At 69.9% G+C, this 21,797-nt stretch carries 20 protein-coding genes; 7 read left to right on the top strand and 13 right to left on the bottom strand.

Annotation, left to right across the window (positions count from 1 at the left end; all coding sequences use genetic code 11):
• Positions 1-148: 148 nt before the first annotated feature.
• Positions 149-3,487 carry an NACHT domain-containing protein gene (locus ACLQ3F_RS05870; protein WP_425846843.1) on the bottom strand — a complete coding sequence of 1,113 codons (3,339 nt, stop codon included), beginning with the start codon at positions 3,485-3,487 and terminating at the stop codon, positions 149-151.
• 236 nt (positions 3,488-3,723) lie between these two features.
• Here ACLQ3F_RS05870 and ACLQ3F_RS05865 point away from each other — a divergent pair, with 236 nt between their 5' ends.
• Both ACLQ3F_RS05865 and ACLQ3F_RS05860 read left to right on the top strand, forming a co-directional pair.
• Positions 3,724-4,065 carry a hypothetical protein gene (locus ACLQ3F_RS05865; protein ID WP_425846841.1) on the top strand — a complete coding sequence of 114 codons (342 nt, stop codon included), beginning with the start codon at positions 3,724-3,726 and terminating at the stop codon, positions 4,063-4,065.
• Positions 4,062-4,721 (top strand): nucleotidyl transferase AbiEii/AbiGii toxin family protein, encoded by a 660-nt coding sequence (locus ACLQ3F_RS05860; protein ID WP_425846839.1) that lies wholly within the window; start codon positions 4,062-4,064, stop codon positions 4,719-4,721. Before ACLQ3F_RS05865 ends, ACLQ3F_RS05860 begins: the two co-directional genes overlap by 4 nt.
• 109 nt (positions 4,722-4,830) lie before the next feature.
• On the opposite strand, the gene ACLQ3F_RS05855 is transcribed toward ACLQ3F_RS05860, so the two are convergent.
• Positions 4,831-5,733, bottom strand: a complete 903-nt coding sequence (locus tag ACLQ3F_RS05855; protein WP_355010275.1) for an SDR family oxidoreductase — start codon at positions 5,731-5,733, stop codon at positions 4,831-4,833.
• A 186-nt stretch (positions 5,734-5,919) separates the two neighbouring features.
• Between ACLQ3F_RS05855 and ACLQ3F_RS05850 the strand changes: the two genes are divergently transcribed.
• On the top strand, positions 5,920-7,710 hold the full coding sequence (locus tag ACLQ3F_RS05850) for a bifunctional metallophosphatase/5'-nucleotidase (protein ID WP_425846836.1): 1,791 nt from the start codon (positions 5,920-5,922) through the stop codon (positions 7,708-7,710).
• A 56-nt stretch (positions 7,711-7,766) separates the two neighbouring features.
• On the opposite strand, the gene ACLQ3F_RS05845 is transcribed toward ACLQ3F_RS05850, so the two are convergent.
• Positions 7,767-7,940, bottom strand: coding sequence for a hypothetical protein (locus ACLQ3F_RS05845; protein WP_355010277.1), 174 nt, complete (start codon positions 7,938-7,940; stop codon positions 7,767-7,769).
• A gap of 83 nt (positions 7,941-8,023) precedes the next feature.
• Entirely contained in the window at positions 8,024-9,184 is a 1,161-nt protein-coding gene (locus ACLQ3F_RS05840) for a geranylgeranyl reductase family protein (protein ID WP_425846833.1), read from the bottom strand.
• A 147-nt stretch (positions 9,185-9,331) separates the two neighbouring features.
• Between ACLQ3F_RS05840 and ACLQ3F_RS05835 the strand changes: the two genes are divergently transcribed.
• Both ACLQ3F_RS05835 and ACLQ3F_RS05830 read left to right on the top strand, forming a co-directional pair.
• Positions 9,332-9,568, top strand: coding sequence for a hypothetical protein (locus ACLQ3F_RS05835; RefSeq protein ID WP_091397890.1), 237 nt, complete (start codon positions 9,332-9,334; stop codon positions 9,566-9,568).
• An 85-nt stretch (positions 9,569-9,653) separates the two neighbouring features.
• On the top strand, positions 9,654-11,093 hold the full coding sequence (locus ACLQ3F_RS05830; RefSeq protein WP_425846830.1) for an MFS transporter: 1,440 nt from the start codon (positions 9,654-9,656) through the stop codon (positions 11,091-11,093).
• Between the two features lie 174 nt (positions 11,094-11,267).
• On the opposite strand, the gene ACLQ3F_RS05825 is transcribed toward ACLQ3F_RS05830, so the two are convergent.
• The 4 genes from ACLQ3F_RS05825 to ACLQ3F_RS05810 all read right to left on the bottom strand — a co-directional run bounded on the left by ACLQ3F_RS05825 (position 11,268) and on the right by ACLQ3F_RS05810 (position 16,287).
• Complete coding sequence (locus tag ACLQ3F_RS05825; RefSeq protein ID WP_425846828.1) at positions 11,268-11,834, bottom strand: hypothetical protein; 567 nt, start codon at positions 11,832-11,834, stop codon at positions 11,268-11,270.
• A gap of 673 nt (positions 11,835-12,507) precedes the next feature.
• A complete protein-coding gene (locus tag ACLQ3F_RS05820; RefSeq protein ID WP_425846826.1) occupies positions 12,508-13,143 on the bottom strand; it encodes a hypothetical protein in 636 nt (211 codons plus the stop codon).
• 14 nt (positions 13,144-13,157) lie between these two features.
• A complete protein-coding gene (locus ACLQ3F_RS05815; RefSeq protein WP_425846824.1) occupies positions 13,158-14,936 on the bottom strand; it encodes a DUF4012 domain-containing protein in 1,779 nt (592 codons plus the stop codon).
• Between the two features lie 103 nt (positions 14,937-15,039).
• Positions 15,040-16,287 (bottom strand): glycosyltransferase family 4 protein, encoded by a 1,248-nt coding sequence (locus tag ACLQ3F_RS05810; protein WP_425846822.1) that lies wholly within the window; start codon positions 16,285-16,287, stop codon positions 15,040-15,042.
• A gap of 168 nt (positions 16,288-16,455) precedes the next feature.
• Between ACLQ3F_RS05810 and ACLQ3F_RS05805 the strand changes: the two genes are divergently transcribed.
• Complete coding sequence (locus ACLQ3F_RS05805) at positions 16,456-17,010, top strand: low molecular weight phosphatase family protein (RefSeq protein WP_425846820.1); 555 nt, start codon at positions 16,456-16,458, stop codon at positions 17,008-17,010.
• On the opposite strand, the gene ACLQ3F_RS05800 is transcribed toward ACLQ3F_RS05805, so the two are convergent.
• On the bottom strand, positions 16,991-18,454 hold the full coding sequence (locus ACLQ3F_RS05800; protein WP_425846818.1) for a polysaccharide biosynthesis tyrosine autokinase: 1,464 nt from the start codon (positions 18,452-18,454) through the stop codon (positions 16,991-16,993). The two genes, ACLQ3F_RS05805 and ACLQ3F_RS05800, sit on opposite strands and share 20 nt — an antisense overlap.
• A 336-nt stretch (positions 18,455-18,790) precedes the next feature.
• Here ACLQ3F_RS05800 and nhaA point away from each other — a divergent pair, with 336 nt between their 5' ends.
• Positions 18,791-20,149, top strand: a complete 1,359-nt coding sequence (gene nhaA / locus ACLQ3F_RS05795; RefSeq protein ID WP_425847392.1) for a Na+/H+ antiporter NhaA — start codon at positions 18,791-18,793, stop codon at positions 20,147-20,149.
• A 96-nt stretch (positions 20,150-20,245) separates the two neighbouring features.
• On the opposite strand, the gene ACLQ3F_RS05790 is transcribed toward nhaA, so the two are convergent.
• Genes ACLQ3F_RS05790 through ACLQ3F_RS05775 form a run of 4 tightly spaced genes read right to left on the bottom strand, consistent with a single transcriptional unit; the run spans position 20,246 to position 21,757 of the window.
• A complete protein-coding gene (locus ACLQ3F_RS05790) occupies positions 20,246-20,443 on the bottom strand; it encodes a hypothetical protein (protein ID WP_425846815.1) in 198 nt (65 codons plus the stop codon).
• Between the two features lie 4 nt (positions 20,444-20,447).
• Positions 20,448-20,771 carry a hypothetical protein gene (locus ACLQ3F_RS05785; protein ID WP_425846813.1) on the bottom strand — a complete coding sequence of 108 codons (324 nt, stop codon included), beginning with the start codon at positions 20,769-20,771 and terminating at the stop codon, positions 20,448-20,450.
• Positions 20,768-21,130, bottom strand: a complete 363-nt coding sequence (locus tag ACLQ3F_RS05780) for a DUF1622 domain-containing protein (RefSeq protein ID WP_387354652.1) — start codon at positions 21,128-21,130, stop codon at positions 20,768-20,770. The genes ACLQ3F_RS05785 and ACLQ3F_RS05780 overlap by 4 nt, the downstream gene beginning before the upstream one ends.
• Positions 21,131-21,169: 39 nt before the next feature.
• Positions 21,170-21,757 carry a TMEM165/GDT1 family protein gene (locus ACLQ3F_RS05775; protein ID WP_030338044.1) on the bottom strand — a complete coding sequence of 196 codons (588 nt, stop codon included), beginning with the start codon at positions 21,755-21,757 and terminating at the stop codon, positions 21,170-21,172.
• Positions 21,758-21,797: the final 40 nt, after the last annotated feature.

The following is a 21,797-nucleotide window of genomic DNA, read 5'->3' as shown; positions in this document are numbered from 1 at the left end:
ACCCTGCTGGCGCAGTCGGAAACCGCACGCACCGGGCATGATCCGCTTAGCGCACACCGATCGGGACGTCCCGGAGCCCCCGGAACATGCGCGTGCCTCCCAGACATAGGTCACTCAGGGCTGATCCGGCGAGCGTTAGTTGTTCGTCCTACCCAGCGCCCGGCGGGATGGGGTGATCGTTGCGGTGCCGCCCGTCAGACAGCGGCGACGTACGAACATCGACAGCACCGCGGCGCTGGTAGTCGTCCGCCAGAATCGCGACCAGCGGCGGGATGGCAGGACGCGAGACCTCGGGGGCCAACTTCGAAAGGTCCTCGATCTGCTGGATAGAAACGTCGCGCAGCCAACCGCGCCGGCCTTTGACAAGTTGGCCAATCACGTCCTTGAACGCCTGAGCCTTGCCGCCCTGCCAGACCACCAAGCCGACGCGCATCGCGGCGAACACCTCTGCCACATCGCGGTCGTCGACAAGGTCACGTTCGTAGATCGTGAACAACCGGGGGAACTCGACGAACAGATTCGGGTGCTGCGCCAGCACCGGAGCGAGCCGCACCGCCGCCTCGGTGCCCTCCGACCACAGCACCATCTGGGCCAGCCTGTGTACGTCAACGTATTGGAGGCGACCAGCGTGGTGGACGAGATACTCGATGAGGAGGTTGACGATCTCCCCCGCCGAGGACTTGGTCGTGGCCGCCATGATGGTGTCGTGGTCGCCCGGGCGTTCGTCACGGTGCACCAGGGACGACACCACCTTCATGCACACGTCGCCGCGCTCGTCGAACCACTGCCCTACTCGACGACCGTGCAGGGCTGTCGCGCCGAGAAGGAACTGAAGCTCGCGAGACGAATCGCCCGCGAGGCGGGCTTCGTGTGCGTGCCGCAATAACCGGTCGATCGGTACGCTCCGTTTGGACACCAGGGGCTCGCCACCGGTGGAGAAGTCGATGGCAGAGAGAAGCATCGCCCAGCCATTGTCGTCAAGACCGGCATGCAGGAACCTGATGGTGGACTGCCACCAGGCCAGCGGCTCGCGATCGTCGGGCACGAGCTCACCCAGGGCAATCGGCGCGTTTGTGAGTTCGACCAGAAGTGTGAGCAGATTACCGAGGTACGCGGCGATGCGGCCGAGCAGGTTACGCCCGGACGGGTTGTAGTCGCGAAATCGTCCGAACGTCTCGCGCTCCTGGCTGGAGCGGATGAGCGATTTCAGCTCGGCGACGATCATGGCCTGCAGCTCAGGCGACCTGGTCTCGAACAGTTCCCGAACGAAGGGCATGATCGCGCCTCCGACCGACAGTTGCTGGTGCGACAGCAGCGCGAAGAACTGGTCGTCGGTCCATTCTTGGCCGACCGGCAGGTATCGTCGCGCATTCGCGAGGCCGTCCAACTGGTGCAATACGTGGTAAGCGATCAGGTACTCACCGAACGTCGCGTGCAGAAACTCGTAACTGCTGCCGGTGACGAGACTGCTTTTGACATCCGCGGCATGAATGAAGAAGAACCTGGCGATGGTGCGGATCGCCGGATCCAGCGGGTGGGGCAAGCGCTTCCGGTTCCCGGTGGACGCGGCCGACGAGTGCAGCATCGGCGCGAGATCGAGATCCAGGTCCTGGCCACTCACCGATTGCTGCCCCCGGTTGAACATGGCGAACGCCGCGATCCCGAGTTGCCACAACTCGCGGTCCGCCTGGGCGGCGGCCTCGTCCCCACCCAGCGGTCGACCCGCCGGCCGGGGCGCCTTCGTGACCTCACGACTCACGTAACCGTTGAGCAGCCACTGATAAAGCTGCCCCTGCGTGACCTGACCGGCGCTGTCCACCGGCGGGGCGTCCGTCGCCCCGAAGATCGCCAGCATGAGGAGGAGCAGCGGCTGGCGAGCCAGCTCACCCATCGACCACACGCTGTCCGCGGCCAGCGGCTTGACCGTCTCGTTGGCGATCGGTTCCCGATTGGCCTCGTTCCACATGTCGACCCACGCGCCGACCTGCTCCCGGTCGAAATCGTTCAACTTGAGCACCAACGAGCCGACCGGGATGTTCGCGATGTTGGCAACGACGGTACGGGAGGTCACCACGACAGAGACGGGCGAACCGATCGAGGCTTCCTTCTCCTGAAACGCCTGGACCTCGTGCAGGAAGCTGGACTCGGTCGCGCCGGTGGCCTGCATCAGTTCGTCCAGACCGTCAAGGAGCACCACTCTCGTGACGTCCTGACTGGCGTCGGACAGCTCACGCCACCGCACGCCGAGGTGAGTGTCGTCATCCAGGAAATCCTGAATCTGCTGGTAGATCTTGCCCGCCGGATTCTTCACCTCGCGAAGCGGCACACGGACAGCCGTGAAATGCTCAGCCGGCAACCGCGAGGCCGTGATCTTGGTGAGCAGGGACTTGCCGGCGCCCGGATGGCCGAGAATCACCAGCGGGCGCTCTGTGCTGCGGGGCGAGGCGAAATACGCGGCGAGAATGTGATCCAGGCGGTACCCGTTTCGCTGCAGCGTCCACCACTCCTCCTCCCAGGGGCGAGACTGGCCGTCGGTGACAGCCCACTGGAAGTGCGGGTTCACGTAACCCGACTCGGTCGTGGGCATCCGCAGGCCCGACATCTGATCCATCTCGGTGATCTGAGCGATCGGCTCCGACAATCGATGGCGGTTACGCTGCGCCATGATCGCCCGGGCGCGCTCGTGCTGACCATCGAGAAAGCGCGGCAGGTCGTTGAGGAGCTTCTCCATGAACGCGAGCGACCGTTGCTGGAACTCCAACGACGTCTGGTGTGCGGCCTCTTGCGCCGACGCCACCGACTCGATCTCGTCCAGCAACGCCCACATGCCGAACTCCGGCACGTCAGCCGCCAGCCGCCTGTAGTCATCGCGGTAGAGCGCGGCCGCGGTCTCGGCGATGTTCGCCTGCAGCGACTGTCCGAACTGCCAGCCCGCGACGGCCTCCATCTTCTCCCAGGCGGCGAGGCCCCGGAAGAAGCCCAGACAGTGCTCCGTCAGGGCCCGGTAGAACGGCGTTATCGAGGCCCGCAGGTTAGCCTCGAACCCACAGCCCGCCCAGGGCAGCGGCAGTTCCGCACGCAGCAGGTACGAAACAATCGTCTCGTGCGTGACGGCGCCTTCCCCACCTACCATCCGCTGTTTCTCGACCTCGGTGAGCCGAAGGCTTGCGTAGTGCTTGCCCAGCACCTCTTTCAGGGCAGCGAAGAACGCGCCCGCGGCCACCGAGGTATGCGCGGCCGCGATCAGCTGATGCCGATCCCGACCCTTGGCACCGAGGGTCCGCTCCCGGAAGCGGTCGACAGCCGTCGAGATCTGCTGGACCAGCTCGTTCTTCTGGTCGATCCATCCCCACGCGGCACTTATCGCCGGCACCGCGATGCCGGCACCCCCGCTGCCGAGGGCCGCCAACCCCAGCAGGGTGGCGAGCCTTTGACCCCACCCCGGGTCCTGCTTGCCGAGAATGCGGCGGGCGGTGTCGAACGACATTGACGAACCGCTCAACGAGAGTCCCTTCAGATGACCACCGGGAAGCGGCCACCCTAGCCCTTCGAAACCGGGCGAGCAGTCGGTTATCCGGCAAACCCCACCCCGGTCAGCCGCGCAGATCCGCGCTTGCGGAGGCACGACGCACCACACCCCCGGGCAGCCAATGCACCTGACATGGGCGAAGGCCAAAGAACGGCCTGAGCGACACCGGCTCTGGCGGGCGTTACCCTGACACCATGCAGGCCGTCTCCCCCACCGCGACCGGCGTGGCCTTTCTGGCCCGCCCGGGTCGCCCCGCTGTGGTGGCACGGACCCTCGCCGAGCTTGCCGGCCCCACCCGAGGTGTGGTGGAACTGCCGGTACGGCTGATGTGGAACTCCGAGCGCACCTTCGACCTCGGCGACCCGGACCAGCTGCTCTGGATGTACGAGAACGTGCTTCGCGAGACCACTCGCGCCGAGGATCTGCGCGCCCTGATCAACGGGCGGACGCTGCGTCGGGTGTGGCGACTGCTCAACCTGCCTCGGGGCGTACGCCAGGCGTGGGAGAGCCGGCACCGCGGCCTGCGCGCGGCGTGATCGAACCTCATCTGCACGAGTTCTACCGGGAGGTGGCCCGGGTGGCGCTGGCCGCCGCCGGGCCGTACCGGTTCGTTCTGGGTGGTGGGGTGGCGTGGGCGGCGCACGGGCTGGTCGCCCGGCCGACGGAGGACGTGGACCTCTTCGCGGACGTGGAGGGTGCCGCGGCGGCGGCGTCCGCCGGGGTGCGGGTGGCCCTGGAGCGGGCCGGGTTCCTCGTCAGTGATGCCGACCCGGACAGTGAGCTGGCCGAGCTGTTCGACGGGTACGAGCAGGACATGAAGGACTTCGTGGTGAGCCGCGACGGACGGCAGATCCGGCTCAGCCTCGCCCGGTTGGACCGCCAGCAGAGTCCGGTGGTGATGGACCTCGGCCCGGTGATGGACGTTCGTGACCTGGTGGCGAACAAGATCGCGGCGTTGGTCAACCGGCGGGAGGTTCGCGACTTCATCGACGTGGCCGCAGCCCTCGACCACTACGACGTGACCGAACTGTTGGTGCTGGCACGGCAGGTCGACTCCGCGCTGGACCCGGACGACGTGCGCGCCGCCGGCCGCTATCTGGACCGGCTCTCCGACCAGCGTTTCGGCCGGTACGGCCTGGGCGCAGCCGACGTCGCCGAGATACGGCGGCGCTTCGCCGCCTGGCCACGCTGACCAGCGGGCCACAAGAACAAGCCGCACCAACGGGCCACGCGAACAAGCGACGCGAGCAGGCCACAAGCGTCGGGTGGGCATCCCGAGCGGACGCCCACCCGACGGCGGTTCACTTGGTCGGTCGACCGCCCGTGACGCCCAGGATCTCGCCGGTCACGTAGCTGGACTCCTGCGAGGCGAAGAAGACGTACGCGGGTGCCAGCTCCGCCGGCTGCCCGGGACGCCCCTCCGGGGTGTCGGTGCCGAACTGCTTCACCTTCTCCTCCGGCATGGTTGCCGGGATCAACGGCGTCCACACCGGGCCCGGTGCGACAGCGTTGACGCGGATGCCCTGCTCGGCCAGGTCGGCGGCGAGCGCCTTGGTGAAGTTGGCGATCCCCGCCTTGGTGGTGGCGTAGTCCAGCAACTGCGGCGACGGGTCGAACGCCTGGATCGACGACGTGTTGATGATCGCCGACCCCTCGGCCAGGTGCGGAATGGCTGCCTTGCAGAGCCAGAACATCGCGTACAGGTTGGTCTTGAACACCCGGTCGAACTGCTCGGTGCTGATCCCGAGGATCCCCTTGTCCTGCGACATCTGGTACGCCGCGTTGTTCACCAGGATGTCGAGACCGCCCAGGTCGCGCACCGCCCGGTCGACCAGTTCCTGGCAGTGCGCCTCGTCGGTGACGTCGCCGCGTACCGCGACGCCCCGCCGGCCGGCGGCCTCGACCAGCCGGATGGTCTCCCGGGCGTCGGCGTCCTCCTCCTCACTGAGGTACGAGATGAGCACGTCCGCGCCCTCCCGGGCGAAGGCGATCGCGACCGCCCGGCCGATCCCCGAGTCACCACCGGTGATCAGCGCCCGCTTGCCGTCGAGCTTGCCGCTGCCCCGGTACGACTCCTCCCCGTGGTCCGGCCGCGGGTTCATCTCCGCGGTCGAGCCGGGCGCTGACTGCTGCTGCGCGGGCTGACCGGACTGCCCTCCGTACTGGCTGGTCGGGTCCTGCTGGGTGTGCTGGTCCTCGCTCACTGAAAACTCTCCTCGCTGCGCGCGGGAAGCGGGGGTCTCCCGCGAATGCCGTCCCTGACCGCCCTACCCTGCGTCGGCCTGCGGAAACCGCTGCAACGACCGGGGCTGTCGTGCGGCGGTGCCCGCTGCTGGTTAGGGTGCGCAAGGCGCTCACGAGGCGCGTCCACCCCCATGGAAAGGCACGTCATGACCTCTTCCTCCGGCCCGTCGCGCCGCCAGGTGCTCGTCGCCGCGGCGGCCGCGGCGACGAGCCCGCTGATCGCCGCCGCGCCCGCGCAGGCGGCCGGCGCGGCCCGGCCGCGCACCTGGGATCTCACCCTCCTGGGCACGTCGGACACGCACGGCAACGTCTACAACTGGGACTACTACCGCGACGCCGAGTACGACGACAGCAAGCAGAACGACATCGGCGTGGCGAAGCTGGCGACGTTGATCAACCAGATTCGTCGGGAGCGGCGCGGCAAGGCGACGCTGGTGCTCGACGCCGGCGACACGATCCAGGGCACGCCCCTCGCGACGTACTACGCCAAGCAGGAGCCGATCACCGCCACCGGGGAGAAGCACCCGATGGCACGGGCCATGAACGTCATCGACTACGACGCGGTGACCCTGGGCAACCACGAGTTCAACTACGGTCTGCCGTTGCTGGACCTGTGGATCCGTCAGCTCGGCTTCCCGGCGCTCGCCGCGAACGCCGTCAACGCGAAGACCGGCAAGCCCGCCTTCCTGCCGTACGTCATCAAGAAGGTCTCCCTCGGTTTCGCCGCGCCGACCCTGCGGGTCGGCATCCTCGGGTTGACCAACCCCGGCGTGGCCATCTGGGACAAGGGCAACGTCGAGGGCAAGCTGCGCTTCGACGACATGATCGCGACCGCCGCGAAGTGGGTGCCGATCATGCGGGCCCGCGGCGCTGACCTCGTGCTGATCTCCGCGCACGGCGGTGACAGCGGCACCTCCAGCTACGGCCCCGAGCTGCCGAACGAGAACCCGGTGGCGCTGATCGCCCAGCAGGTGCCGGGGATCGACGCGATCCTCTTCGGTCACGCGCACAACGAGGTGGTCGAGCGGTTCGTGACCAACGAGCGCACCGGCACGCAGGTGCTGCTCTCCGAGCCGTCGAAGTGGGGCCAGCGGCTCACCCGGATGGACTTCACCCTCACCCGCGAGCGTGGCCGGTGGGCGATCACCAAGAAGGCCGCCACCATGCTGAACACCAACACCGTGGTCGAGGACCCGAAGGTGCTCGCCGCCGTGCGGGCCCAGCACCAGAAGACCGTGGCGTACGTCAACCAGGTGGTTGCGCAGTCCACTGTGGAGTTGTCGGCGGCGGAGTCGCGCTACAAGGACACGCCGATCCTGGACTTCATCAACCACGTGCAGACCGAGGTGGTCGGCGCGGCGCTGGCCGGCACGGCGTACGCGGACCTGCCGGTGCTGTCGATCGCGGCACCGTTCAGCCGGACCGCCGTCTTCCCCGCCGGCGACGTGAAGATCCGCGACGTGGCCGGCCTGTACGTGTACGACAACACCCTCGAGGCGGTCGTGCTCAGCGGCGCCGAGGTGCGCGCCTACCTGGAGTATTCGGCGAAGTACTTCCGGACGGTCGCGCCGGGCGCCCCGGTCGACCCGGAGCAGCTCAGCGACCCGGCGGTGCCGGACTACAACTACGACGTCTTCTCCGGCCTGGACTACGACATCGACATCTCCAAGCCGGTCGGACAGCGGATCACCCGCCTGGTGCTGGCCGGCAGCGACACCCCGGTCGCGGACAACGCGCAGTTCGTGGTGGCGGTGAACAACTACCGGCGCAGCGGCGGTGGCAACTTCCCCGGCATCGTGAAGACCCAGGTCTACAACGCGCAGCAGGAGATCCGTCAGCTGCTCATCGACTGGGCGCAGGCCAGGGGGACGATCGACCCGGCCGACTTCTTCCAGCCCAACTGGCGTCTGGTACGCGAGGGCGTGCCCGTCTTCTGACGCAGCGCATCACAAACGGGCCGTGGGTGGCGACACCCGCGGCCCGTCGCGCGTTCTCAGCCCTGCACGTTCCAGCGGATCGGGTCCTCGGACTCCTCCGGCCGGTCGCGCCCGGGATCGGTCTCGGTCAGGGCCACCCGCTCGTCGGGACGGACGGCGGGCGGCAACTCCCCGAACCGCGCGTGGCGCAGAAACGCGTACTCGTCGTCGGTGAACTGTTGCTCGGTCATCAGCGTCCCCCCTGCTCCGCTGTGATTGTCCGGCGGTCCCGCCGGTCGACACCAGTAGCCGGACGCACACCCTCTAAGGCATCCTAGGATCCTGGGTGAGCGGTGGTGGCCTGGCTCGACGAATGGGACAACCGGTCGAGCACCGCGAGCGCCGCCCGGATCGACCGGCGGCTCAGCATCTCGTCGAAGCTCGCCCGCCCCTGACAGAACTGCACGAACATCCGCCAGCCCGGCGGGGTCGCCAACAGGGCATGGAACACGTCCGGGCGACGGGTGAACACGTCGAGCAGCCGGAAACCCGCCCGCATCTCCGGCAGCAGACGCTCGGCCACCGTCCGCTCGTACCCGGCCAGGTCACCATCCGCGACCGCAGCTCCGGCCAACTCGCCCGAGCGCAACGCGAAGCTGATGCCCTCCCGGCTCCACGGCTCCAGCAACCCCGCCGCATCCCCCACGACCAGCACCCGGCCGTTGCGCAACGGTGAATCCTCCGCCCGACAACGAGTCAGGTGACCGGAGTCGTGCTCCGCCGGCAACCCGGTCAGACCCAACCGGTCGACGAACCGCCGCAGGTACTCACGGGTCCCCTCCCCCGCCCCCCGCGCGGCGATCACGCCGACGGTCAACCGGTCGCCCTTGGGAAAGACCCAGGCGTACGAGCCCGGCATGTCGCCCCAGTCCAACAGCAGCCGGCCCCGCCACCGCTCCTGCTCGACCGGCGGCACCGGAATCTCCAACTCCAGACCCAGATCCACCTGCCGGTACCGAACCCCGACGTGCCGCCCGGTCACCCCCGACGAGCCGTCCGCCCCGATCACGGCACGAGCCGCGATCGTCGTACCGTCGGCCAGCCGCAGGCGTACCCCCTCGGGGTCCTGCTCGATAGCGCGGACCGCGACCCGCTCCCGCAGCTGCGCGCCGGCGGCGACCGCCGCCGCGCGCAGCCGGTCGTCGAACTCCTCGCGGCGCACCATCGTCACCACCGGGCTGCCGTTGCGGCGGGTGAACTCCCGACGGCCGTCGCGGGTGAACGTCACCCGGTCCACCCGGTCGTGCGCGGGCACCTCGATCCGACCCTTAACGGCCGCCAGTGAGGTGCCGATCAGTCCACCGCCGCAGGTCTTGTACCGCGGGTGTACGGCTCGCTCGACGACAAGGGTGGAGATGCCAGCACGGGCAGCGGCGTGCGCCGCGGACAGCCCCGCGGGGCCAGCGCCAACGACGACGAGATCCCAAACGATCACGAAAGCAGCCTAGGGCACCTCCCCGGCCCGCCCGTCGGACCCGCCCGCCGGCGCGACCGCCCGATCGGGTGTGCATCTTCGGGCACCGAGGGGGTAACCGGCGCACGGCAACCGCCACCGCAGTGGCGGACGAGCAGAGGAGGAACCATGCAGCAGGTGCAACTGTCGGAGGCGGAGCAACGCGTGTACCAGGCGGTCACCACCCTCGAGGCACGCGGGCAGGTGCCCTACCCGGACCTGATCGCCGAGGAATCCGGGCTCACCGCGGAGCAGGTGGGCAGCCCCCTGCACCTGCTCACCGAGAAGGGCCTGCTGCACCGCGAGGACTCGCCGATGGCCGGCCTCGACTTCGGTCCCCGGTTCTGCGCCCGCCAGATGGCGTGACCCGCGGAACCAACTGGCACGGTTCGCCCCCCGAAGACCCGGGTAGCGGTCAACCATGCGTGACCGAGGGTCGACGGGGGGCGCGATGAGCGCGGCGCAGACGCCGCAGCCGGTGACGGCGGCCGAGAACCGACGGCGCTGGCAGGCCGTCGGCGTCGGACTCGTCGCCGCCTTCATGACGCTGCTCGACGTGAGCATCGTCAACGTGGCCGTGCCCTCCATCGACCGGGCGCTGCACGCGTCGTCGAGCGACCTGCAGTGGATTCTCTCCGGGTACGCGCTCACCTTCGGCCTGGCGCTGGTGCCCGCCGGCCGCTTCGGCGACGCCCGTGGCCGGCGCAACGCCTTCGTCTTCGGCATCGCGCTGTTCACCATCACCAGCGCGCTCGCCGGCCTCGCCACCTCCCCGACCTGGCTGGTCATCGCCCGACTGTTGCAGGGCGCCGCCGCCGGCATCGTCAACCCGCAGGTCATCGGGCTGATCCAGCAACTGTTCCGCGGCCCCGAACGCGCCCGCCCGTTCGGGATCCTCGGCGCCACCATCGGCATCTCGACAGCCGTCGGGCCGCTGCTCGGTGGGCTGCTCATCGCCGTCGGCGGCGAGGACCACGGCTGGCGCTGGGTCTTCTTCGTCAACGTGCCCGTCGGTGTCCTCGCGGTGATCCTCGGCTGGCGGTTGCTGCCCGGCCGCCCCACCGGTCAACCCGGCTGGCATCGACTCGACCCCTTCGGGGTCCTGCTGCTCGGCGTCGGCGTCGTCCTGGTCCTCCTGCCACTCGTGCAAGAGCAGCAGTGGCGGACCCCGTGGAAGTGGGCCCTCATCCCGGTTGGCCTGGCGGTGCTGGTCGCCTTCGGGCTCTGGGAACGACGCTACGCACGCCACCATCAACCCCTGTTCGACCTCCGACTGTTCAGCTTCCAGTCGTACACGCTGGGCTCGATCCTGGCGCTCGTCTACTTCGGGGGCTTCACCGCGATCTTCTTCATCTTCACCCTGTTCCTACAGATGGGGCTCGGCTACAGCGCCCTCGTCGCCGGCCTGGCCATCACCCCGTTCGCCCTGGGCTCCGCGGCCGCCGCCGTGCTCGGTGGCCGCATCGTCAACCGCTTCGGCCGACCACTGGTCGCCATCGGACTGCTCACCGTGGTGGTCGGACTGGCCGCCACGGTGATCGCACTGCGCCTCTTCCCGGACGCCCCCGCTCCCTGGGTCACCGCCGGCCCACTGCTCGTCGCCGGCATCGGCAGCGGGCTGGTGATCGCCCCCAACCAGACGATCACCCTCTCCGAGGTGCCCGTCGAGCAGTCGGGCAGCGGCGCCGGCATGCTCCAGACCGGCCAGCGGATCGGCGCCGCCGCCGGCATCGCCGCCGTCGGCTCGCTGTTCTTCTCCACGTTGGCCGACAGCCGCGGGGACTGGACCGACGCCTTCGAACAGTCCCTCATGCTCGCCACCGGCATCATCGCCCTCGCGTTGATCGCTGCGCTGATCGATATCTGGCGAACCCACAACCACAAGAGCTGACCGGTGTACGCCGTTGGCCGGCACCCCGGGTTGCGGGTGCCGGCCAGCGGCCGATGTCGTGGTGCGGTCTGTGCGGGGCACGGAGATGCCGCTGGCCGGCACCCCGGGTTGCGGGTGCCGGCCAGCGGTCGGTGTCCTGGTGCTGTGGTGGTTGCCGTGCTGTGGTGGTACGGGTCAGCTGTTCCAGTGCTGGGTGACGAGGTCGGTGGCCTGCTGCTCCCACTGGGCGTAGGCGTCCGGGTAGGCCGACACCTGCACCGTCTGCGCCGCGTCGGTCAGCGCCATGTCCTGCCACCCGTCGACCTGCTTCAGACCCTTGAGGAACGCGGTGGTGGAGTACTCGGGATCGGTGATCTGCTCGGGTGTGCCCCAACCACTGGACGGGCGCTGCTGGAACAGGCCCAGCGAGTCGTGGTCATTCATGTCGCCCAGGTGGCCGAGGTTCTCCAGCTTGGACTCCTGCAGGCTCGTCGCGATCGAGATCACCGCGGCCCGCTCCGGCAAACCAGCCTTCTTCGTCGCGGCGATGATCGCCTTCACGTTGGCGGTCTGCTCGTCGTTGAGGCTGATCCGGGACTGGTCGCCCTGCGGCTTCGGCGCCGCCGACTGCACGGCCACCGCGACGGGCTTGGCGTCCACGGCCGGGCTGGCGGCCTGGGCGGCGATCGGACCGGCGAACACACCACCGGCGAACGCGAGACCAGCAACAGACAACATGCTCTTACGAATCATGGTGTTCATGGGGGTAGCTCCTTCGGGGGTAGAACACCCACACCGCCAGGGGGAACGGCGGTGAGGGTGTGAGCACCTCGTCCGGCGCTGCACTTACAAAGGGGAAAAAGTCTTGGGGGGGTGACGCCTGGTCGGGCGTCAGGGTCGGCGACCTGCCGAGCGGGGGAGCTCGTGGCGCCGGGACCATGTGTAACGACCGGGGGGCCAGGGTCATTCCGGGATCGGCCCATCCATCGGCACCCTCATCGCGGCGGTGCCAGCGGTCGTGGAGGTTGTAACGACCGGGTGGAGACTGCCATTCCCACCTGCGCGACCCGCCCTCAAAGACCGGGGCGGCGGGCCGGTGGTACTGCGACCGTCAGAGTATGTAACGACCCCGCCCCGGCCATGATTCCAGCCCACCGGTGCACCCGGTCACACCCCCACACCACCTGCCATCGGACAAACCACCCACGCCAGGTCGACACGACAGTGGTCCAACCTGCCCTCACCGCGTTGATCCACTCGGGTTCACGGAAACCGGGGCATCCCGGACGGCAGGACATGGCGATATCAAGGAACGCGAGTGGATCAGGGAAGGGCTGACCGCATGAAACCGACGAAACGGACAGGCTGGCGCCCGCCGGAGTGATCCGACGGGCGCCAGCTTCGGTGCTGTCCGGGCGCAGCCCGGTGGTGTGAACTAGTGCGCCGCACCACCGAAGCGCTGGCGGCGACGCCAGGCCAGGGTCAGCAGCAACATCACTGCTCCGGCGCCGACCAGGCCGCCGCCGAGCTTCATGGGCGTGCCGATGCTGTCACCCGTGACGGGCAGCGGCTGCTTCTTGTGCAGCACGCGCAGCTCGGTGCTGGCGGTACGGCCAGACTCCCGGCCCGTGGCGGTGAAGGTCAGCAGACCCGTCACCGACGGCTTGTAGCTCTTGGTGAAGCGGCCCTGACCGTTGGTGTACGCCGTGAAGTGAAGGGGAGCGCTCGCCTGGTAGGCCACCGGAGCCATGGCCACGGTGCTGCCGTCGCTGCGGCGAGCCGGAGCCGCGCCGCCGGCCGGAGCGGCCTGCGGAGTGACCGTCACGTTGATGTCGACGGTCTCGTTCGGGCCGAAGTTGGTGCCGGTCAGCACCACCGTCTCGCCGAGGTAGATCGTCGGCCGGTTGACGGTCAGCGACGGGACCGTGCCCGACGGCGGGTACGGCGGCGGTTGCGTCGGGTCGGTCGTCGCGGTGGGCTGCGGCTGCGGCGCTGCCGCCCCCGCTGCCGTCGGCACAGCCACCACGGCCAGGCCGACCGTGAGCGCCATGATGATGCGGGATAGCCGCATGATTTGGTTCCCTCCTACTGATCACAGCTTGGTGCGGAATGAACTTGGGTGGTCCAGGGGCTGGCGGTGGGGGTCAGCCACAGCTCGGCCTGCCCGACGCCGGTCTTGGCCGTCAGCACGGTGACCTCCAGCGCCCTCTCGGCGCCGGGGCCGACGTCGACGCTGGCCGTGGCCACGTGGCGGCGGCGTTCGGTGCCGCTGCCAAGCGCCGTCTCGGTCCCGTCCAGTCGGGCCTCCAGCACCGCTCCACCAGCCGGGCTGAAGATCGACACCAACGTTCGGGCGGTGTACGGATCGCCGGCCAGGCCGAGGCCGAGCACGGATTTGCTAAGTCCGGACTTCGGCGCCGTCGAGCGCAGGGTCACCCGTAGCCGGAGCTCACGGCGACCGTCCGACCGGCATTCGCCGACCGTGAGGTTCGCCGTCGGCCGCAGGTAGTAGCCGAGCTTCGCGCCGCTGCCGTCGTTGAGGAACACGCCGACGGTCGGCACGGTGTCCTGTTCCGGAAGCGTCCCGGCCATCCGGCTCTCGCCGAATGTCCGCTGTTCCTCAGGTCGGGCACTCCAGAACAATATCCGGCGTTCAGTGATAGCACGGTCAAATGCGGACAACAACACCCTAGGGTTGACATTCTTCTTGAAAAAGGAGTCGAACACCGCAGACGCCGACGCCGCGAAGAACTCGTCCTGCTCTTGGACGTCGAGGCGCTGATAGCTGTCGCTGAGCAGGGTCTGCACCACCTTCTCGCTGGCGAGCGGGACACCGCCGGGCACCAGCACCGGACCTGTCGCCTTGAGCAGGTAGGACAACACCACCGGGTCGACGGCGAGCACGCCGTCGACAGTGGTGCCGGTCTTGCGCCGGAACATCTCGCGGTACAGCGCGGCGGCGGTCGGGAAGTGCGGGGACAGGTTGACGTCGGCGGGGTAGATGCCGGGCAGGTCCGTCCAGAGGGCCCGGGTTTCGGCGGGCACCTTCAGCGCCGGGGTGAACCGACCGAGCGAGGAGGTGCTGCCCTGCTTGCCCATCTGCACCTTGCCGTTCTCCGCCTCGATCATCGCGTAGGCGCCGAACATGCCGCCGGTGGCGCGCAACTCGGCGAGGTTCTGCGAGACGAGCAGGTAGCGGCGTGGGCCGTTGGCGCCGAGCAGCGGCGGGAGGAGACGGGCGCCCTGGTCGGCTGCCGTGGTGAGGCTGGCCAGCCGGTCGATCTCGTCGCGCAGGTCGCCCAGCGCCTGCCGGATCTGGCTGACCAGACTGTCGGCTGGCACCGCCGCCAGGTTCTGGCGGGTACGTTGCACCGACTCGTGCACCCCGGTCAGCTCCCTGGAGACGGCGGCGAGCCGCTCGAGGTCCAACCGGCCGCCGGTCGGCACCAGGCTGGCCAGGTCCGTGCGGAGCAGGGTCGGGAACGCGTGCCGGGCCAGTTCGTCGATGGCGACGGCGATCTGCGCGACAGCGTCGAGGTCGTCGCCGGCAATCGGCGTCAGCCGCCCGAGCCGCCAACTCGGGTCGGCAGTTGCCGAACGGGCCGCCTTGGCCTGCTCCTGGAGGGCGGCGAGCGTCCGCAGGGCACGGTCGGTGTCCCCACCGACGATCTGGGCGCTCAACTCCCGGGCCAGGCCGGCGGCGTTGAGCAGGTGGGTGCGCGCCTGCCAGCCCCGGAAGCCGACCCACCCTGCGGTCGCCAGTAGCAGCGAGCCGACCACCAGGGCACCGAGCAGCGCCCGTCGCAGTCGGGCCCGCCGACGACGCCGGGATCGGCTCCGCCGCCGGATCGGCCGTTCGCTCACCGTCACACCAAACTCCCATTCGCGGAACCGGACAGAAGGTCGATTCCCTGACGTTCTTAGCACGTCCAAGGGAAGTTCATGCCGTTATTGCAGTTGTCGTCCTTTAAGCGAGCTTTCTTCGTGGTTCCGTGGTGGGCTCGGCGATCCGTCCAGCCGCCTCGTGCAACAGCCGCTCGATCTGGTCCACGCCGCCGGGCAGCGACATCTCGCGCAGGTACGCGGCCCTCCCCCGGCGACCCATCTCGGTGCGGGCCGGCGGCGGAATGGTGGCTGCCAGCCAGAACCTGTCGGCCAGTGCCGCCCAGTCCTCGGGTGGGCAGGACAGCCCGGCCCGAACCCGTTCGACCAGCTCGGCCGTGTCCCCACCGGCGGAGGCGATCACCGGCGCGGCGCAGGACAGCGCGGCCTGGAGTTTGCCGGGCACCGTGCTGCGCAGTTCCGGAAGGTCGCGCGACATGACCAGCTGGTAGTCGGCGGCGGCGTACAGCTCGGGCATGTCGACCGGTGACCGCCGTTCCAGGAAACGGACGTTCTCCGCGCCCAGCTCGGCGGCGAGCCCCCGCACCCGCCGCTCCGCCGCGCCGGAACCGACAAGGACCAGATCCATCGTCCGGTCCAGTGCCGCGGCCGCACGGACCGCGGTCTCGAGCCCCTGCCGCGCCCCGATAGTCCCGGCGTGCATCACCACGCACCGACCGTCGCGACGGACCAGCTGGCGTGCCGCCGCGCCGGGCGTCGCCGGGTAGAAGATCCGCTCGTCGGTCCAGTTCAGCACCAGCCGGACCCGGGCCGGGTCGGCGCCGGCGGCGACCACCAGGTCCCGCATCGACGGCGCCGCGACCGCGATTCGCGCGGCGGTCCGGTAGATCCGGGTCATCGTGCTGCCCATCCGCGCCGCCCAGCGCCCCTCGCCCCCCTCTTCCGCGCCGTCGCGGGTCCAGACGTCCTGCACGTGCAACACCGCGGGCACCCGCCCGAGCAACCGGAGCACCGTGGCGGCGGCGAACGTCGTCGCCGGCAGTTGAAACACGTAGAGCGCGTCCACGTCACCGAGGAAACGGCGTGCGACCAGCCCCGCGCTGCCGGCGAAGGAGAGGTAACTGGCCATTCGGCCGCCGGCGGACGCGGCACCCCCGGGGTACCGGGGCACCCGTCGGACGCTCAGCCGTTCGCTGTGCGTCTCGTGGTGCCACCGCTGCCGCCAGCCGGGATAGACGTGGCCACCTGGGTAGTCCGGAAAGCCGGTGAGGACCCGTACCTCGTGCCCACGCGCGGCCAGCTCCTCGGCGAGGCTCCCCGGGATGAACGCCGGCTCGGGTGGAAAGTGGTACGACAGGATGCCGATCTTCACCGGTACGCCCCCGTCCCACCGGGATCGCCAGCGACCGGCGCGGCACCACGACCGGCCGGCGTGCGGCGCGCGTACGATGCCGACAACCCCTCCCCGCGCGGCCACCGGCGTCGACGCACCGCCCCCGCGGTGTGCGCTTCGGTGTCCGTACCGATGAGAGGGGCACCGATGGCTGATCGCGTGTTGTTCGTCTGCCACGCCAACCTGTGCCGGTCACCGATGGCCGAGTACCTGGCCCGCCGGCTGCTGGCCGACCGACCCGTCGAGGTGGCCAGCGCCGGCACCGACGCGATCGACGGGCTGGCCATGCACCCGTACGCCCTGGAGGTCGCGACGGAGAACGGCACGGACCCGGCGGCGTTTCGGACCCGCGGGTTGCGCCCCGAGTACCTGGTCGACGCGACGCTCGTGCTGACCGCGACCCGACGCCAACGCTCGGTCTGCACCTCGTTGGCGCCGGGAGCGCTGCACCGGACGTTCACGCTGCGCCAGTTCGGTCGGTTGGCCGCGGCGGCCGAACCGCCCATCGACTCGGCCGACGACCCGCTGCGGGCGGCGATCGGCGCCGCCGCCCAGGCCCGGGGACGACTGCAACCCGCCGCCCCGGACGAGGACGACCTTCGGGACCCGATCGGCGGCACCTTGGCCGACTTCCGACGCTGCGCCGAGGAGATCGAACGGTCGCTGCGACCCCTCGCCGTGCTCATCGGGGCAGCCGGGTGAGTTCCTGGGTGTGGTCGGGGACTCCGTTGACCCCGTCGGCGGTTGCGCTGTGCCGACCGGACGCGTTCCGTTCGGCCGGCACCGACGCCTCGGCCGTCGAGGCCACCACCCGGTAGGCCTCGTACTGGTACGCCTCCGCCTTGGCCACCTTGGCCATGTTCAGCACACAACCGAGCAGCCGGACCGAGACCGAGTGCAGTGACCGGGCCGCCGCGGCGACCTGGGTCCGCGAGGTGCGGCCCTGCTGGGTCACCAGCAGCGCGCCGTCGGCCTGCACGGCCACCACCACGCCGTCGGTCACCGCGAGCAGCGGGGCGGTGTCGATGATCACGATGTCCGCCGACTCGCGCAGCGCCAGCAGCAGGTCCGACATGGCCTTGGAGCCGAGCAGCTCGCTCGGGTTCGGCGGGGCCGACCCGCTGGGCAGCACCAGCAGCGACTTGTCGCCCCAGCGCTGCACGACGTCGCCCACCTTCACGTCGCCGACCAGCACGTCGGTGAGGCCGACGCCGGCGTCCAGGCCCAGGTAGTCGTCGACCTTCGGGCGGCGCAGATCGGCGTCGACGAGCAGCACCCGCCAGCCCGCCTCGGCCAACGCGATGGCCAGGTTGCAGGAGAGGGTGGTCTTGCCCTCGCCCTGCAGGGCGCTGGTCACCGCGATGACCCGGGCCGGCTCGTGGACGTCCACGAAGCGCAGGTTGGTCCGCAGCTTGCGGACCGCCTCGGCGCGCGCCGAGGTCGCGGCGTCGCCCACGATGAGCGGCGCGCTGCGGGCGTTGGACTCGAACGGGATCTCACCGAGCAGCGGGCTGCCCGTGGCGCGTTGCAGGCCGGCGGCATCGCGCAGTCGGACGTCGGCGACGCCGCGCAGGATCGCCAGACCGATGCCGAGGAGCAGGCCGACCAGGCCACCGAGGGTGAGGTTGCGGGCTGGCTGCGGCGAGACGGGGTCGGCGCTGACCCGCGGGCCACTGACCACCTCGATCTTGATGGGCGCCTTGCCCTCCGGCGTCGTCTCCACCTTCTGTACGAGTTCGACGAACTTGTTGGCGAGGCTCTCCGTCACGCGCAACGCGCGGGTCTGGTCGGTGTCGGTGACCGATGCCCGCAGCAGAACGGTGCCGGTCTCGGTGGAGGTGCTCACCCGGCGCTGCACCTCGTCCGCGGTGAGCCCGACCGGAGTCTCGGCCACCACGCTCTGCGCCAGCCGGTCGCTGTTGAGCAGGTCGGCGTACGACTTGACACGCTGCTGGAGGAAGAGCCCGCCCTGGTAGGCGTCGGTGACTCCGGTGTTGGGGGTCGTGACGAAGAAGGTCACCGAGGCGACGTACCGAGGTTGGGCACGTACGGTCAGGAACGCCGAGACGCCGAGAGCCACCATGACCGTGACCAGCGCGACCCACCAGTGCCGACGCACGTGGCGCAATTGGCGGAGCAGGTCCATCAGGAGCGCCCCCGTGCCGGTCCGGTTACGGCAAAGAACTTCACGAAAACCCCCAAGGTCGTCTCTAAACTCGTGAAACCATTAAAGCGGCTCATACGGCTTATGTCCGGAGTTATGTATTTTCCGCGGCGAGATGTGCGCCCGCATGACCAACCCGACAAACGCCCATTCGGCTGCGGCGACAACGGGGAAAAGTCGGAAGCCGATCGGATGGCGTCCGATCGGCCCAGCGGTCGCCGCCGACCGCGCCGCCGGATAGGGTCGACAGCGGTGTGCCGGGAAGTCTGGTCGGCGAGTGGATTCCTGCCGTCCCGACTCCCGTAGGTGAGCCCGAAGTTGACCTCCCCCACCCCGCCTCCCGGCCCGCGTCCGCCAAAGATCCGGCTGTTCTCCCGATCGTCCTGGCCGCAGGCCCGGCACCTGGCCGACGTGCTGCGCACCGAGACCGTCGGTGGCGCGCTGCTGCTGTCAGGCGCTCTGATCGCGCTGATCTGGGCCAACTCCCCGTGGTCCGACTCGTACACCCGGCTCGGCGACGTCGTGCCCTGGCCCGGCGCGCCCTGGCACCTCGACCTGGATCTGGCCACCTGGGCGGCCGACGGCCTGCTGGCCATCTTCTTCTTCGTCGTGGGCCTGGAGCTCAAACGGGAGTTCGTCGCCGGTGACCTCCGCGACCCGCGCCGAGCCGCGCTGCCGGTCGCGGCCGCGCTCGGCGGGATGCTGCTGCCGGCGCTGATCTACGTGGCGGTGGTGCTGAGCGGGGGCGGGGAGGGCCTGCGCGGGTGGGCCATTCCGACCGCCACCGACATCGCTTTCGCGCTCGCCGTCCTCGCGGTGGTCAGCTCACATCTGCCCCAGGGGCTACGCGCATTCCTGCTCACCCTGGCGGTGGTCGACGACCTGTTCGCGATCACCATCATCGCGATCTTCTACACCGCCGATTTTCAGCCCGTACCGCTGCTCGCCGCGTTCGCGCCGATCGCGCTCTTCGCGGTGCTGGTACAGCGAGGGCGCACCTGGTGGTGGGCGCTGATCCCCCTCGCTGTGGCCGCCTGGACACTGATGCACGCCTCGGGCGTGCACGCCACGGTCGCCGGTGTCCTGCTCGGCTTCACGGTGCCGGTGCTCGCCCGCCGACCGGCGGCCGGCGACCAGCCGGCCACCGCCAGCGCGGAGGCGGGCGAGGGCGGGCTCGCCGCCCGCCTGGAGCACCGCTGGCGGCCCGTGTCCGCCGGCTTCGCGGTGCCGATCTTCGCCCTCTTCGCCGCCGGGGTCACACTGCGCGGCACCGACCTGGGCGCCCTGCTGAGCGACCCGATCGTGATCGCCATCGTCGCCGCCCTGGTGTTCGGCAAGAGCATCGGCATCTTCGGCTCGACCTACCTGCTGGCCCGGTTCACCCGCGCCGAACTGGACGAGGACATCACCTGGACCGACCTGCTCGGAATCGCCCTGCTGGCCGGCGTCGGCTTCACCGTCTCGCTGCTCATCGGCGACCTGGCGTTCGGGGCCGGAAGCACGGCCGACGACCGGGTCAAGGCGGCCGTGCTGCTCGGTTCGCTGATCTCCGCCGGGCTGGCCGCCACAGTGCTCAGCCGCCGAAACGCCGCGTACCGGAGGGTGGCGCAGCGGGAGCGGTTGGACGCCGACGGGGACGGCGTACCCGACGTCTACCAGCACCCCGACGCCCGCTGACCACGCCGTCGCTGCCCGACGGAACCATGGCACCGAGGGGCGCGGCGCGGGTTCGCCGTCGCGCCGCGCCGCCACACCAACCGCGCGCGCTCGCGCTCAGTGGCGACGGTCGGCGGGCGGCAGGTCCTCGGTCTCCTCGACCAGCGCCTCGGCCGTCGGCGCGGTGAGGTCGTCGCCCGGCACCGCCACCGCCTCGACGCGATCCTGCTCGTCGGGCTTGCCGCCGCGCGGCGGCTCCGGGGCGGTGGCACCGCCGGCGTAGCCGTACTCGTTCGGTTCGTCGTGCCGGCTCATCTGGTCATCCTCCCGCTCTTCCCGTTTCACCTCTCGAGGCCAACGGTAGGTGGTGATCGTCCTCGGCGCAGCGTGCCGCTGATTGTCGGCCAGACCACGGGGGTGAGCTGCCGAGCGCTGCCCCGAGCAGCTGACGCAGGGCGATGATCGCCACCGCGCCGGCCAGGCCGTTCCAACCCGGTTCGCCGGCGAGCCGGAGCAGGCCGGCCCCGACGAGCAGGTCCAGCAGTACCCGGACGCCGCTGCGCAGCGCCCCGGTGGTGAGCGTGGTGAGCACCCCGGCGACCAGCGCCAGGGCGGTGACCGCCGTGGCCAGGGTGCCCATCACGCTCGACGCTCCCCCTCGGCCACCTGACGCTGCTCCTGACGGATCTCGCGGCCCAGGAAGTAGTTCAACGCCGTTCTGATCGTCGCGATGGCGGCCAGTTGGCCGATCTGCGTGAACGACGGGGACACCGCCGTACGCAGCACGTCGGCCGCCAACTGGAATTCCAGGCCGAGGGTCAGAAAGCGGCCCAGCGACAGCCGGATCGGCGTGAAGCGGGCGGCGCTGCGGTGTCGCAGCCCTTCGACAACGAACCGCACCGCCGCCCACATCGCGCCAACGAAGATCACCAGCGCGCCGGCCACCTCGACCACGGCAACCAGCACCTGGTCGCCCTGGCGCAACAACTCGGCCGGCTCCACCCCGGGCCGTTACCCGCCCTCCGGGCAGCTAGTCGGCGCTCAGGTCAGCTCGTTCACCGCCTCCAGGATCAGCCAGAGACCGGAGATGGCGAAGAGGATCGCGGCACCGTACTTGATGGTCTTCTCCGGCAACCGCCGACCGAGCATCCGGCCGACCAGGATTGCCAGCGCGTCCGCGGCAACCATGCCGATGGTGGAGCCGAGCCAGACGCCGAACCAGCCGTACTTGGTGGCGAGCGTGATCGTGGCGAGCATCGTCTTGTCGCCCAGCTCGGCGAGGAAGAACGCCACCGACACCGCCACCAGCGCGGTCTTGTTGGTCTTCTCGGCCTTGCGCTTCTCCTCCTCGGTGAGCTTGTCCCCGCGTAACGTCCACGCACCGAACCCGAGGAACGCCACGCCGGCGACCAGGGAGATCCACTCGGTCGGCAACACCGCCCCGAGACCCGCACCGATGGCGACCGACGCCAGGTGCACCACAGCGGTGGCGACCGTGATGCCGATCAGCACCGGAATCGGTTTGAACCGCGTGGCGAAGGTCAGCGCCATCAGCTGGGACTTGTCCCCCAGCTCGGCGACGAAGATGACGCCGAAGCTGACGACCAGCGCGGCGAAAAATCCCTCCATGACGTCCTTCCCGTTCACGCCGGGAGGAGGTACAGGGGCG

This window comes from Micromonospora sp. DT15 (assembly GCF_049841475.1).
In the GTDB taxonomy this organism is placed as follows: domain Bacteria; phylum Actinomycetota; class Actinomycetes; order Mycobacteriales; family Micromonosporaceae; genus Micromonospora.
The sequence above is the reverse complement of the archived record's forward strand: the minus strand, read 5'-3'. Positions and strand labels throughout refer to the sequence as shown.